The sequence below is a fragment of the Saccharothrix tamanrassetensis genome, assembly GCF_014203665.1.
GTDB lineage: Bacteria > Actinomycetota > Actinomycetes > Mycobacteriales > Pseudonocardiaceae > Actinosynnema > Actinosynnema tamanrassetense.
This window is the reverse complement of the sequence record NZ_JACHJN010000005.1, coordinates 320,007-332,793: the sequence shown is the minus strand read 5'-3', so window position 1 is coordinate 332,793 and position 12,787 is coordinate 320,007. Positions and strand designations below refer to the sequence as shown.

Annotated in this window: 12 protein-coding genes; 4 read left to right on the top strand and 8 right to left on the bottom strand. The window is 69.9% G+C overall.

The window, feature by feature from the left end; all coding sequences use genetic code 11:
• The first annotated feature begins 96 nt into the window (after positions 1 to 96).
• Both FHS29_RS17980 and FHS29_RS17975 read left to right on the top strand, forming a co-directional pair.
• Entirely contained in the window at positions 97 to 1,092 is a 996-nt protein-coding gene (locus FHS29_RS17980) for a hypothetical protein (RefSeq protein ID WP_184691825.1), read from the top strand.
• A 225-nt stretch (positions 1,093 to 1,317) separates the two neighbouring features.
• The gene (locus FHS29_RS17975) at positions 1,318 to 1,899 is read left to right on the top strand and encodes a TetR/AcrR family transcriptional regulator (RefSeq protein WP_221456205.1); all 582 of its coding nucleotides are present in this window, start codon (positions 1,318 to 1,320) and stop codon (positions 1,897 to 1,899) included.
• Positions 1,900 to 2,029: 130 nt separating this feature from the next.
• Here the strand turns inward: FHS29_RS17975 and FHS29_RS17970 are convergent, their stop codons facing one another.
• A complete protein-coding gene (locus FHS29_RS17970) occupies positions 2,030 to 2,656 on the bottom strand; it encodes a GNAT family N-acetyltransferase (RefSeq protein ID WP_312864995.1) in 627 nt (208 codons plus the stop codon).
• A gap of 410 nt (positions 2,657 to 3,066) precedes the next feature.
• Between FHS29_RS17970 and FHS29_RS17965 the strand changes: the two genes are divergently transcribed.
• Positions 3,067 to 4,092: an LLM class flavin-dependent oxidoreductase gene (locus tag FHS29_RS17965; RefSeq protein ID WP_184691819.1), complete on the top strand. Its 1,026-nt coding sequence runs from the start codon at positions 3,067 to 3,069 to the stop codon at positions 4,090 to 4,092.
• Positions 4,093 to 4,762: 670 nt separating this feature from the next.
• Positions 4,763 to 5,635 (top strand): SDR family oxidoreductase, encoded by an 873-nt coding sequence (locus FHS29_RS17960; RefSeq protein WP_184691817.1) that lies wholly within the window; start codon positions 4,763 to 4,765, stop codon positions 5,633 to 5,635.
• Between the two features lie 250 nt (positions 5,636 to 5,885).
• Here FHS29_RS17960 and FHS29_RS17955 read toward each other — a convergent pair whose 3' ends face one another.
• The 7 genes from FHS29_RS17955 to FHS29_RS17925 all read right to left on the bottom strand — a co-directional run bounded on the left by FHS29_RS17955 (position 5,886) and on the right by FHS29_RS17925 (position 12,703).
• Positions 5,886 to 6,302, bottom strand: a complete 417-nt coding sequence (locus tag FHS29_RS17955) for a VOC family protein (protein WP_184691815.1) — start codon at positions 6,300 to 6,302, stop codon at positions 5,886 to 5,888.
• A 165-nt stretch (positions 6,303 to 6,467) separates the two neighbouring features.
• On the bottom strand, positions 6,468 to 7,106 hold the full coding sequence (locus FHS29_RS17950; RefSeq protein WP_184691813.1) for an acetoacetate decarboxylase family protein: 639 nt from the start codon (positions 7,104 to 7,106) through the stop codon (positions 6,468 to 6,470).
• Between the two features lie 95 nt (positions 7,107 to 7,201).
• The gene (locus FHS29_RS17945) at positions 7,202 to 8,377 is read right to left on the bottom strand and encodes a Gfo/Idh/MocA family protein (RefSeq protein WP_184691812.1); all 1,176 of its coding nucleotides are present in this window, start codon (positions 8,375 to 8,377) and stop codon (positions 7,202 to 7,204) included.
• 3 nt (positions 8,378 to 8,380) lie between these two features.
• Positions 8,381 to 9,214 (bottom strand): carbohydrate ABC transporter permease, encoded by an 834-nt coding sequence (locus tag FHS29_RS17940; protein ID WP_184691811.1) that lies wholly within the window; start codon positions 9,212 to 9,214, stop codon positions 8,381 to 8,383.
• Positions 9,207 to 10,184 carry a carbohydrate ABC transporter permease gene (locus tag FHS29_RS36875; RefSeq protein WP_184691810.1) on the bottom strand — a complete coding sequence of 326 codons (978 nt, stop codon included), beginning with the start codon at positions 10,182 to 10,184 and terminating at the stop codon, positions 9,207 to 9,209. The genes FHS29_RS17940 and FHS29_RS36875 overlap by 8 nt, the downstream gene beginning before the upstream one ends.
• Positions 10,181 to 11,437, bottom strand: a complete 1,257-nt coding sequence (locus tag FHS29_RS17930; RefSeq protein WP_184691809.1) for an ABC transporter substrate-binding protein — start codon at positions 11,435 to 11,437, stop codon at positions 10,181 to 10,183. Before FHS29_RS17930 ends, FHS29_RS36875 begins: the two co-directional genes overlap by 4 nt.
• Before the next feature lie 723 nt (positions 11,438 to 12,160).
• Complete coding sequence (locus FHS29_RS17925; protein WP_184691808.1) at positions 12,161 to 12,703, bottom strand: hypothetical protein; 543 nt, start codon at positions 12,701 to 12,703, stop codon at positions 12,161 to 12,163.
• Positions 12,704 to 12,787 lie beyond the last annotated feature (84 nt).

Here is a 12,787-nt window from a genome sequence, read left to right as displayed (position 1 = left end):
GCCGCTCGTCCGGCTGGAGCTCGTCCGGCTGGGCGGTGCTCCGCCGGTTCACCGAAACAGTGTCGTGGATCGGTGCGTCGACCTAGCATCCCGCAGATGAGCGATCACTCCGGCGCGGCGCGCTTGGTGGCGGCGGTCGGCCTGGTGGCGATCCTGGCGGGGTGCGCGTCCGAGACCCCGGGGACTCCCGTGACGACCGCCGGGACACCCGTGGCGAGCGGCTTGACCAGCGCCCTGGCCAAGGTCCGGGCGACCGAGGAGTCGGCCGTGCTGGTCGAGTACGGCGACGTCGCGGCCGTCCGCGAGCTGGTGCGCCGGGATCGGCAGCGCTTCCAGCCGTTGCAGGGCGTCGGGTACTCGGACATCGCCGCGCGGTCCGACTCGCTCGCCGGCGCGGTGGGCTTCGACCCGGCGAACGCCTCCGAGGCGATCCGCGTCGGACAGCCCCCGAACTGGGCGGGTGTGCTGCGCATGGAGGTCGACGCGGAAGCGGTCAACGGCAAGTTCGCCGGTCTCGGCGCGCAGCGGGTGGACGGCCCCGACTCCACCACGTGGATCACCGCCGCCGACCACGAGGTGCGACTGACCGGCGAGCTCGGCCGGCTGGGGATCGTCAGCGGGTTCAACAAGGTCCGGGTCGCGCCGGACTCGATCGCGTTCGGGCCGTCCGGCACGTCGCTGGCCTGGGTGGTCGACCCGGGCACCGGCCCGTCGCTGGCCCAGGACGAGGTCGTCGGCGGCCTGGCCGCGTGCCTGGGCGAGGTGACGGTGGCGATGATCAGCAAGTCCCGGCGCGGCGGACCCGCCGTCGCGGTCGGCGTGCGGGCGACGAAGGACGAGGTGACCGAGTTCGTCTGCGTGCCGGACGAGAACCCGGCCGCCCTGCGCGACCGCGTGCAGGCCAGGCTCGACTCGCCCACCGCGGACCGGGGCGGCCAGGTCTGGTCCACGGTGTTCCGCGACGCCGAGGCCGAGGTCCCCGCCGACCGCCCCGGCACGGTCCGGGTCGTCGCCCCGGCCGACTCGGCCACCAGGGTCGGCCGGGTGTTGCAGGCCCTGCAGCGCAACGACCTGGCCGCCCTGTTCAGCTGACCGCACGGACACTCGTCCGGCCACGGCCTGTCCTGGCAGGTGGTGCCGTCCGCCCTGCCCGACGTGATGGCCGATGCACACACATGACCCGTTTACCGCAATGCCCGATACACCAACCGGCCCAAATCTGCCGGAGAGTTTTCGACCGTGTGCAGACCGTGGTATTACAAGCGCTTGATTGGTATTCGAACGGCCTGCCCGTCAGGCAGCGGAAGGGACGACATGGTGGCGACACGGGCCCGTCGCGAAATCATTCTCCAGCACGCGGCCACCTTGTTCGCGACCAAGGGCATCGTGGCCACCACCGTGCGCGAGATCGCCGATGCGGTCGGCATCCTGTCCGGCAGCCTGTACCACCACTTCAAGTCCAAGGACGAGATGGTGCTGGCCATCCTGACCGGCTACCTGGACGACCTGAAGGCCCGGTACGAGGAGATCACGGCTGCCACGTCGGACCCGCGCAGCCGGCTGGCGGAACTGATCCGAGGCTCCCTGGCGGTGATCGAAGCGCACCCCCACGCGGCCGAGATCTACCAGAACAGCGGCGCCTACCTGGCTTCCCTCGAAGGCGGCAACCACATCGAGGGGACCGCCGACGCCATCCGGAAGACCTGGATCGAGGTGCTCGACGAAGGCGTGGCCTCCGGCGACTTCCGCTCCGACATCCCGCCCCGCGTCCTGTACCGCCTGCTCCGCGACGCCCTCTGGCTGTCGGTCCGCTGGTTCAAGCCCACCGCCGACTACTCCGGGAAGCACTTCGCCGACGACTTCGTCTCCACCTTCCTCGACGGCCTGCTTCCCCGCTGACACCACACGCGGCATCCGCACGGACCCCAGCGCAGCGCACACCCCTGCCTTGCCCGCATCTTTCGAGCTTCGGCTCTGAGGGGATGCTCGCCTGCCTGCCTGCCTGTCCGGCGAGGCAGCTTCCAGCTCCTCAGCCCCACCTCGTGACCAACGATGAAAAGCCGACCCCGGCGTTCGTGCGCCAGTGTCGCCCCCGCCGCCGCGTCCGCCAGTGGCGACCTCGCCAACGACGCACATCTCCACTGGACGCCGCATACTCGTGGTGATGCGCAGCGAACTCACCCGCGGTGATACCCATCAGCACCGGGTACCTGATCTCGCCCCGCACCAACTCGGTGTCACGCGGACGACCTTCCTCGCGGAAGCCGAGCTCGCCGTGCAACGACAGCGAGGCGAAGTTGCCGCCGTAAATGCCGACCTCGCACTTGCGATAGCCGCGCTCCCCGAACATGAACGCCAGCAGCACGGTGACGGCGTCACCGGCGTAGCCGCAACGCCGGTGCTGCGCCCCGATCCCGATGCCGTAGCTGAACCGACCGGCAGCCGGGTCGGTCAGCACCCACATCGACCCGACCAGCATCCGACCGTGCAGCGCCTCGATCGCGAGGTGCCGGTCGTCACCGGAGCCGGCCCCCTCCGCCCGATGCGCCGCCCAGTGCCGATAGCCGCCGATCCGCGGGTCACGACCGCCGGCGGCGTCCCGGTCGAACCCGATCAGCGTGCGCCGGTCCGCGGGCCCGATCTCCCGCAACCGCACCTTCCGCCCGACCCGGCCCGCTCCACCGACCCAGCCCACTCCGTCGACCCACCACGGACTACGGCCACCGGCCGACTCCAAGCGTGGCGTATTCATGATCATCGGCAGCGATCGTACCGTGTTCCGAACCGTGATGGGCGCTCACAAACCCGTGTTGTCGAGCCGGACAACGTTGGCACCGGTACCGAGAATGGCGTGCACGTCACCGCCGAAGGACCGTTCATCCGCCCTACGGGACACCGTGTGAACAGCCCGTTTTCGGGCCAAGGCGCGTCGGCCGCCGGGGCGGTGCTGCCCGTGGAAGGCGGCACGCGCCCGCGCCGCGCACCCGGTCCGGAACGGCTCGCCCGTGCAACACTCGGCGACATGGCAATCGACCGCGCGCTGTCCGGCCAGCCGCCGGGGTGACCATGGAACTGGTCACCACACTGCCCGCGCACACCGATCTGGCCGACGTGGCACACACCGTCCGCCGGATCGAACGCCTCGGGTTCGACACCGTCCACATCCCGGAAACCGTGCACGACTCGCTCAGCGTCGCCCTGCTGGCGTTGGAGCACACCACCTGGCTGACCGTGCGCACCAGCATGACGTTGGCGTTCCCGCGCAGCCCGATGACCGTGGCGTACGCGGCCTGGGACCTCGCCCGCTACTCCGGCGGTCGATTCCAACTCGGCCTGGCCACCCAGGTGCGCGGCAACATCGTCGGCCGGTTCTCCGTGCCCTGGTCGGCACCGGCGGAACGGCTCGCCGACTACATCGGTGCGCTACGTGCCATCTTCGACGCCTTCGCGCAGGAAACCCCGTTGGCCTACGAAGGCACCCACTACCGCTTCGACCGGTTGCAGCCCTACTTCAACCCCGGGCCGTCCGGAGTCGACCCACCGCAGATCTGGACCGGTGGCGTCAACCGCCGGATGTGCGTCGTGGCCGGTGCGCACGCGGACGGGTTCGTCACCCACGCCACCAACTCCCATCCGTCCTATCTGGACGAACAACTGCTGCCCGCGCTGGCGGAAGGCGCGGCCGACCGGACCGACGGCGGACCACGGGTGATCGTGGTTTCCAAGTGCGTCACCGGTTCCGACCGCACGGCTTTGGAAGCAGCCCGGAACAACGCCCGCACCGAGCTGGCGTTCCTGTACTCCACGCCCGCCTATCGGCCCACTCTGGCGATGCTGGGCCACGAACACCTGGGTGAACGCCTCACCGACCTGGTCCGCGACGAACGTTGGGCCGAACTGCCCTCGGTCCTCACCGACCAGACGATGGCGGACCTGATCCCGCAGGGTGTTTACGCGGAAATACCCGAAGTCCTCGAATCCTGGTACCGGGGCCGCTGCGACGGCCTGGCCATCTCCCTACCGGACAACGACCAGAACGACCCCGCCTTCACCCGGATGCTCGCCGCCGTACGCGACATCCCCGCCCGTTGACCGGATTTCCACCACCCAGCGCACCGCGCACACCTCTGCCTTGCTGTGTGTCATCCCCGTACGGCCTGCGCGCAGCGAACCGCGCTTGTCCGGGTAGTGCAAGCATGCTTTTCGCTTGCACTACCCGGACAAGGGTGGTTGTCTTCTGACCAGGCCGTACGGGGATGACACACAGCACCGCTTGCATCTTCTAGGCTTTGGTTTTGTGGAGATCCTTGGCGGTCTGCCCGTCCGGCGAGGACGCTTTTGAAGGCTCTTGCTACGAACGATCCGCACAAATCCAAGTAAAAGAAAAAGCGACGCTCGCCGCTTGGCAGACCTCCGGGGAGGAAGAACAAAGAAAGGGCGGTCGTGTTCTCCCCGCATGGCCTGTCAAAGACGACCACCCTTGTTCGGGGAGTGCAAGCGAAGAGCGTGCTTGCACTCCCCGAACAAGCGCGGTAGCCCTCCGGGCAGGCCATACGGGGAGAACACGAAGGCACAGGTGTGTGCGAACCCGCATCGGCGGACACCGTGCCGGGAAGAGACCGCGACCCGGGGTCTGCCGCGCCGGTCGGGCGAGTCCTGCCGGTCGTGGTCGGCACCGTTAACCTGCTCGATGTGCCCACCCGGGTGATCCGTTCGCTCGCGGGCGGGTCGCCCACACGCAGCATCCGCAGGGAGCCACGACATGACCGACCAGCCCACCCGTTCCGACGTCACCATCGCGGTCACCGGGGCGACCGGCCGCCTGGGCGGACGGGTCGCCCTGCGCCTGGCCGCCGCCGGCGTCCCACAACGGCTGGTGGTGCGTGATCCCGCCCGCGCGCCGGAACTGCCCGGTGCGACCCCGGTCCCCGGCAGTTTCACCGACCGGGACGCCGTCCTCGCCGCGCTGGACGGTGTGGACCGCCTGCTGATGGTGTCGGCCTCGGAGACGGCCGACCGGGTGGACCAGCACCGGGCATTCGTCGACGCGGCGGCCGAGGCCGGGGTGGGGCACCTGGTCTACATCTCGTTCTACGGCGCCGCGCCGGACGCCACGTTCACCTTGGCGCGCGACCACCACGTCACCGAGGAGCACATCCGCGCGAGCGGCCTGGCGCACACGTTCCTGCGCGACAACATGTACGCCGACCTCATGCCCTCGCTGGCCGGTGACGACGGCGTCATCAAGGGGCCGGCCGGGGACGGGCGGGTGTCCGTGGTCGCTCTGGACGACATCGCCGAAGCCGCCACCGCCGTGCTGCTGGACGCCCCACGGCACGCCGGCGCCACCTACGACCTGACCGGACCCGACGCCCTCACCCTGGACGAGGTCGCCGCGATCCTGACCAAGGCCACCGGTCGGAACATCAGGTACCAGCGCGAGACCGTCGAAGAGGCCTACGAATCGCGCGCCTCGTACGACGCGCCGGACTGGCTGCTCGACGCGTGGGTCTCCACCTACACCGCCATCGCCGCCGGCGAGCTGGCCGAGGTCACCGACCACGTCGAGCGCCTCACCGGCCACCGCGCCACGCCGCTGGCCGACGTGGTGCGCGAGCAGACGACCAACGGCTGACGGCTGACGGCTGACGGCTGACGGCTGACGGCTGCGAGGGTCGGGGTATCGACGCCCCCACCGCAACACGCTCGCACGCGGAACGTCGAGGGCCCTCGGCGAATCAGGAAGCGGGCAGATCGAGAAGCGGGGCAGGCCGGGAGGCCTGGAGGCCGAGGACCGCCTGCCGAACCTGCGCGGGCTCAGCGCAGGAGCGCGCGCGGCTCCGCGGGCCGGTCGACTCCCGCGAACACGGCTCGCCGGAACCGGGTCAGGCCACGCAGAACTCGTTGCCCTCCGGATCGGCCATCGTCACGTGGTGGCGCCCGTCCACCCGCAGCACCTTCCCGCCCGCCGCGGTCAGCCGTTCGACGTGCTCGGTGACCTGCGCCCACCGCTGTTCGGGACTGCCCTCGCCGGACACCCGGATGTCGATGTGCAGCCGGTTCTTGGCCACCTTGGGCTCCGGCACGTCCAGCAGCGACAACCGCGGCCCGACCCCGTCCGGGTCGCACAGCCACGCCCCTTCCCCGTCGTCCTCGGGGAGGTCGAACTGCTCCAGCCACTCCTCCCTGGTCTTGTACGGCGGCGGTGGGGGTTCGTCCACGTACCCCAACGCCAGCTTCCAGAACTCCGCCAGCACGGGCGCGTTCGCCGTGTCCAGTGTCAGATCGATCCGATGTGCCATGACCGGAACCTACGCCGGGGGTACGACAAACCGGCTTGCCGAACCGTATTCCGCCGCTCAGCGAGCGTCCACATTGCTCACGTCGCCGTACCGTGCGCTCCGACCGGGCGAAGGGAAATCATGCCCCCTGGACGAGGCCGGCGGGCGGGACGTGACAGGCCGAAGTCACTGGCGCGGCGTCGGAGCGTGCCGGGGACCGAACCGGAGGTGGAACCCGGTGATGGCCAGTCCGAACAGAGGACGGGCCGCGCGGAGCCATCCCAGTGGCCCGGTGGCGTCGATGCGCCACGACGACCGTGCGGGCGCGACACGTCCACGGACCCGCAGCGGCGTCCGGGCCAGTCCTTCCGGCGCGTCCTGCCAGATCGTGGTCCGTGCCCGAAGCGGACACCACCGCTCCGGCACGGTCAGGCGGGCCGTGGCGATGGCGTGGTCCCCGTCGTGCGCGGAGGCGGTGAAGCGCGCGGCCGGGGTCAGGTCGAAGCGGGCCAGGTCCTTGGGGATGCCCCACAGCGCGCGTGCACCGGCCCGCGAGGCGGGACTGTCGACCCAGATGCGGGGGATCGTCAGGCCGATCCGCGCACCACGCCGGACCAGGACCGCGGCCAGCAGTTCGCGGTAGGCGAGCACGCCGCCCGGCTGGTAGTCGACGAACGCGGTGACCACCACGGCTTTGCCCAGCAGCGCCAACGGTGTGACCGACGCGGGCAGCACGGGCAGCGCCGCCGAGTCCACCAGCCACGCCGTGGCCCAGCCGTCGCCGCGCAGGTGCCACGGCTCGGGCGGGTATCCGTCCGTGTTCATGGGTTCCGAGGGTAGGCCGGTCGGCCCGGCCCCGTCGGAGGACGTGCCGGCGCTCCCCCCGTCCCATCCGGGCGCCGGCACGTCCGGTCTCGGCGCTAGCCGGCCTGACCAGCGGCGAAGTAGCCCCGCAGGTCGGCCGGCACCGCGGGGATGTCGATCGGGACGCCGCCCGACCGCAGCGAGTCCGTCGCCGCGCAGCCGGTCGCCACGGCCTCACGGGCCGCGACCGGTGACGTGAGCGTCTCGCCGCCCTCGCGCACGAACCGGAGGAACTCCGCCACGATGCCGGGGTCGGCACCGCCGTGGCCGCCCTCCGCCGACGCCACCGGCACCACCACGTCCGCCGGGGCGTGGCCGCGGTGGCGGCGGTTCCACACGTGGACCGTCGCGTCCGAGGTGTCGCCGATGTTCTCCAGCCGGCCCTCGGTGCCGATGACCGTGTAGTTGCGCCAGTAGTCCGGCGTGTAGTGGCACTGCTCGTAGGTCGCCAGCACGCCGTTGTCCAGCGCCATGTTGACCATGCTCAGGTCCTCGACGTCGATCACCGGGTTGAGCCCGGTCTGCGCCAGCGGCGGCCAGGTCTCCAGTTCGTGGCTCGCCTTGTACTCCGAGAACGGCGCGGCCGGCGCGCGGTCCGTGACGCGGTCGTACAGGGTCAGCGCGCCCATCGCGTTGACCCGCCTGGTGTAGCCGCCGGCCAGCCAGTGGATCACGTCGATGTCGTGCGCGGCCTTCTGCAGCAGCAGGCCGGTGCCCTTGGCGCGTTCGGCGTGCCAGTCCTTGAAGTAGTAGTCGCCGCCGTGCCCGACGAAGTGCCTGCACCACACCGCTTTCACCTCGCCGATGGCGCCGTCGAGGATGAGCTGCCGCATCGTCTGGACGACCGGCATGTGCCGCATGTTGTGGCCGATGTAGAGCTTCACCCCGGCCTCGCGCGCCCGGCCCAGCAGCGCGTCGCACTCCTCCAGCGTGATCGCCAGCGGCTTCTCCAGGTACACCGGCACGCCCGCGTCGAACGCCGCCAGGGCGTGCTCGGCGTGCAGGTGGTCCGGGCTGAGCACGAACACCGCGTCCAGCCCCGCCCGCAGCACCTCGCCCGGGTCGTCGGTGAGGAGCACGTCCGGGCCGAAGTCGGCGCCGGCGAGTTCCCGCCGCTCCGGTCGGGGGTCGCCCACCGCCACCACCGCCGAACCCCGGCCGGGCTGGTGGGCGTGGCGCGCGAGCGGTCCGCGCAGCCCGTAGCCGATGACACCGACCCGCAGGTCCTCCATGCGCTATCCCTTCGTTCCGGTGAAGGCGATGCCTTCCAGCACCCGGCGTTGCATGACCACGAACACCGCGATGACGGGCAGCGTGGCCAGCAGCGACCCCGCCATCAGCACCGGGTAGTCGGTCAGGTGCTCGCCCTTGAGCGTGGCGAGCCCGGCCGACAGGGTCATCTTCTCCGGGTCGTTGTTCGCGACCAGCGGCCACAGCAGGTCGTTCCACGACCACAGCACGGTCAGGATGCCCAGCGCCACCAGTCCCGGCCGGGCCAGCGGGAGCATGACGTGCCAGTAGATGCGCAGCGGGTTCGCACCGTCCAGCGCCGCCGCCTCCTCCAGGTCCTTGGGCAGGGACAGGAAGAACTGCCGCAGCAGGAACGTGCCGAACGCGCTGAACATGCCCGGCACGATCAGCGCCGGCAGCGAGTTCAGCCAGCCCAGCTCCTGCATGATCTGGTACTGCGGGATCAGGAACAGCTGGCTCGGCACCATCAGCACGGACAGGAACAGCAGGAAGAACGCGTCCCGCCCGGGGAACCGGAGCCGGGCGAAGGCGTACGCGGCCATCGAGCACATCAGCAGCTGGCCGGCGGTCCGCCCGGCGGTCATCAGCACCGTGTTCAGGAACTGCTCGCCGAACGGCACCGCCTCGAACACCTTGCCGTAGTTCGACCAGTCCCAGGTCTCCGGCAGGATCGTCGGCGGCACCCGCACCGACTCGCCGAACGACTTCACCGACGTGAGGAACTCCCACGCCAGCGGAGCCACCATCACCAGCGCGCCGACCACGAGCACGAGGTGCACGTGCCAGGTGGTGTGGCGCCGATCGACCCGGCTAGGCATAGTGCACCCACCTCTTCTGCGCCCGGAACTGGATCACGGTCAGCACCAGGATCACCAGCAGCAGCACGAACGCGATCGCCGCCGCGTAGCCCTTGTCGTTGTCGATGAAGGCCCGTTCGTAGAACAGGAACACGATCGTCTTGTTCTCGTCGATCGCCGGGTTGCGCAGCGCCGAGCTGTTCGTGCCCAGCATCAGGTAGATGACGTCGAACACCTGCAACGCGCCGATGGACGTCAGCACCGTGATGAAGAACGCGGTGGGGCTGAGCATCGGCAGCGTGATGGAGAAGAACTGGCGGATGCGGCCCGCGCCGTCCAGTTCGGCGGCCTCGTAGTAGTCCCGGGGGATGCCGTTCAGGCCGGCGGCGAAGATCACCATGTTGTAGCCGACGGTCATCCAGACACCCACGACCGCCGTGGCGTACAGGGCGAAGCGCGGGTCGGCCACCCAGTGCTGCCCGCTGATGCCGATCAGCGACAGCACGTGGTTGACCAGGCCGAGGTCGCCGTTGTAGAGCCACCGCCACACCATGCCCACCGCGGCGGGCATGGTGACCACGGGCAGGAAGTACAGCACCCGGTACACCGCCGCGCCGCGCAGGCCCGGCGTGTTGATCAGCGCGGCCAGCACCAGCGAGACGGGGACGCCGAGCAGGACCAGTCCCGAGTAGACGAGGGTGTTCTTCAGCGCCTTGAGGACCTCCGGGTCGCCGAGGAGCTTCACGTAGTTCTCGGTGCCGACCCAGACGTGCCCGCCGAACGCGCCCCACTCCGTGAAGCTGTAGTACAGCGTCTGGAACACCGGCCAGATGTAGAAGACCAGCAGGCCCAGTCCCGTCGGCGCGATGAACGCCAGGCCCCACAGCCACTCCCACCGCCCGGCGACGGTCGTCGGCCGCCGCTTGCGCGCTGGCCGGCCCGTGGCCGCGGGGACCTCCGCGGCCACGGACTGGTCGGCGACGGCGGTCACTTCTCGTTGCCCAACTCGGTGTTCACGGCCTCGGCCAGCGTCTTGGCGACCTCCGTGACGTCCTGCTCACCGGACCACGCCTTGAGCAGCAGTTCCTCGGCCTTCTTGGTCCACGCGGCGGTGTTCTTCGAGTGCGGCAGCGGCACCGAGTCCGGCACCTGGTCCAGGAACGCCTGGAGCCGGTACTGCGGCGTCGCCTTGAGCCACGCGTCCTGGGTGCCCTGGTAGGCGGAGATCACCGCGCCGGTCTCGGCCTGGATGCGCTGCGCCTCCGGCGACCCGGCGAAGACGGCGAACCGGGCGGCCTCCTCGGGGTGCTTCGACTTGGCGTAGGCCACGTTGGACAGACCGTGGATGACGACGGCCTCCTTCTTGCCCTTGGGCAGCGGCGCGACGTCCACCTTGCCGGTCAGGTCGGCGTTCTTGGCGAACCCGACGGCCTCCCACGAACCGCCGTAGTACATGGCGACCTTGCCGGAGGAGAACATCTGGGCGGGCTCGGTGTCCGACATCTGCTGGATGGTCGGCGACACCTTGTCCTTGTTGATCAGGTCGACCCAGAACCGCAGCCCCTCCACGGTGGCCGGGTCGTCGAAGCCGGACTTCTTCCCGTCGGCGGAGATGACGGAGCCACCGGCCTGGAAGATGGTGTTGTAGTAGTTGGCCTGCGAGTCGGCCGCCGCGGCGATGCCGTACTGCCCCTTGGCCGGGTCGGTCAGCTTCCGCGCGGCCTCGCGCAGGTCGTCCCAGGTCCAGTTCGCGTCGGGGTAGCCCACCCCGGCGGCGTCGAACAGCGTCTTGTTGTACCAGAGGCCGATCGTGTCGAAGTCCTTGGGCAGCCCGTACTTCTTGCCCTGGTAGGTGTAGAGGTCGACCAGCGCCTCGGGGAACGCGCCGGTGTCCACCTTGGCGGCGTCGATCTGCTCGTCGAGCGGCAGCAGCACGCCCTGCGAGGCGTAGAGCTGGAACCTGGGGCCGTTCATCCAGAACACGTCGGGCGCGCTGCCGCCGGTGACCGCCGTCTGGAGCTTCGTCCAGTACTCCTTGTTCGAGGTGAGCTGGACCTTCACGTCCACGTTGGAATGGGCCTTCTCGAACTCGGCCGCGATCTTCTCCATCGCGGGCACCTGTTCCTTGTCCCAGACCGCGTAGGTGATCGTGACGGGACCGTCCGAGGACGCCGCGCCGCCACAGGCGCTCGCGCCCAGGACGACGGTCGCCGCCAGAGCCACCTTCCACCAACGGTTGTTCATTCAGTTCTCCTCGCGCTGCTCGCGCCAAGCCGGCCGTGACACTGCCGACCAGGGCCGACAGCCGTTGCGATGGAGCGGACACTACGTGCGCAATGTTGCACAGTCAACGGCGGTTTGCGACATCTTCGAGCAGAGGTGATGCGTGGGGTGCAACGACACCCCGTTCGGCCGAGCCCGCCGACGCGACGGGGCCGGACGGTGGTCGTTCCTGTTCCGGTGCCGCCGGCCGGAGTCATCGCACCAGGTAGCCGATGCGCTACCCGCGGTCGAGCGTCATGGGTGGGCCGACGGTCGATGTTCCCGGCGGCCGAAAAGTCCACCCACCGAGCCTAGGCTTCCCGTCCCGACCGTCACCGCGGGTGTGCAACCGGCGTGGCCACAGTTGCGTACAGGGTGCGACCGAGGAGGGGCGAGGGACGCGATAGAACAAGGAGTGCACGTGGTCAGGCTTGCGGTAGGTGCAGGCGGCCAGATTGCAGACACCCACGAGCGTGAGACAACAGTCACCCTCTGCCGGGTGCGGACCGGATGCCGTCCGGACCGACCTTCGACAGCCGACCGGGCCGGCAGTGCCTCCCGGTCGGGGTGGCCGCCGTCGAGTGCGCCCCGGCAGCGGGACGCACTCCGGGCGACGTCGTGCTCAGAGTCGAGGCGGGTTGGGGACACCGGGAGACGTGAATCGCGACCTGCCGCAGGGTGGTGGGCCGGGAACTGCCGCCCGGGTCACAGCGCGGGCATCGCCAGGTGCCGGGTCGGTCGCGAGTTCACGTGTTCGATGAAGGCGTCGACCCACTTGCGGGCCCACTCGCGGATCTTCTGCTCGATCCCCGGGTCCTGGACGGCGTTTCGCACCTCACCGCAGACGGCGCTCCAGTCCGCCAGGTGGGTGGGCAGGAACTCCGTCAGCACGGCCCGTTTGACGCACGAGAAGAAATCGTCCGGCCCCGGTTCGACGGCGCTGTAGTCGGCGGCCTGGTAGCACTTCTCGATCAACTGGTCGATCTCCGGCTTGGCGCGGGTCGCGAGGTCCCTGGTCTCGGGCAGCCAGTCCGGCACCATGTCCACCAGGTTGGCCTTCAGCCAGGCCACGTCCCGCGGGTCCGAGCCCGGTTTCCAGGGCGCGAGCCTGGCCAGTTCCTCGTCCACCGCACCGGATACCGACGCCGTCTGCCCGGTATCCATCGAACAGGAGGCGTAGGCGGCGGTCGGGAGCACGGCCAGTGCCGCCGTCGCGAGGCCGATGAGCGCGATTGCCTTGACCTTCATGGGCGTTCTCCAAGTGATCCGGTGACTGGACGCACCCCAGGTACCCCGGGCCCGCGCGTCAAAAGTCATTGACGGTGAAATCAC

Coding starts and splice junctions, on each gene's coding strand:
- FHS29_RS17980 (WP_184691825.1), top strand. CDS start 97: ATGAGCGATCACTCCGGCGCGGCGCGCTTGGTGGCGGCGGTCGGCCTG.
- FHS29_RS17965 (WP_184691819.1), top strand. CDS start 3,067: ATGGAACTGGTCACCACACTGCCCGCGCACACCGATCTGGCCGACGTG.
- FHS29_RS17960 (WP_184691817.1), top strand. CDS start 4,763: ATGACCGACCAGCCCACCCGTTCCGACGTCACCATCGCGGTCACCGGG.
- FHS29_RS17955 (WP_184691815.1), bottom strand. CDS start 6,302: ATGGCACATCGGATCGATCTGACACTGGACACGGCGAACGCGCCCGTG.
- FHS29_RS17950 (WP_184691813.1), bottom strand. CDS start 7,106: ATGAACACGGACGGATACCCGCCCGAGCCGTGGCACCTGCGCGGCGAC.
- FHS29_RS17945 (WP_184691812.1), bottom strand. CDS start 8,377: ATGGAGGACCTGCGGGTCGGTGTCATCGGCTACGGGCTGCGCGGACCG.
- FHS29_RS17940 (WP_184691811.1), bottom strand. CDS start 9,214: ATGCCTAGCCGGGTCGATCGGCGCCACACCACCTGGCACGTGCACCTC.
- FHS29_RS17930 (WP_184691809.1), bottom strand. CDS start 11,437: ATGAACAACCGTTGGTGGAAGGTGGCTCTGGCGGCGACCGTCGTCCTG.
- FHS29_RS17925 (WP_184691808.1), bottom strand. CDS start 12,703: ATGAAGGTCAAGGCAATCGCGCTCATCGGCCTCGCGACGGCGGCACTG.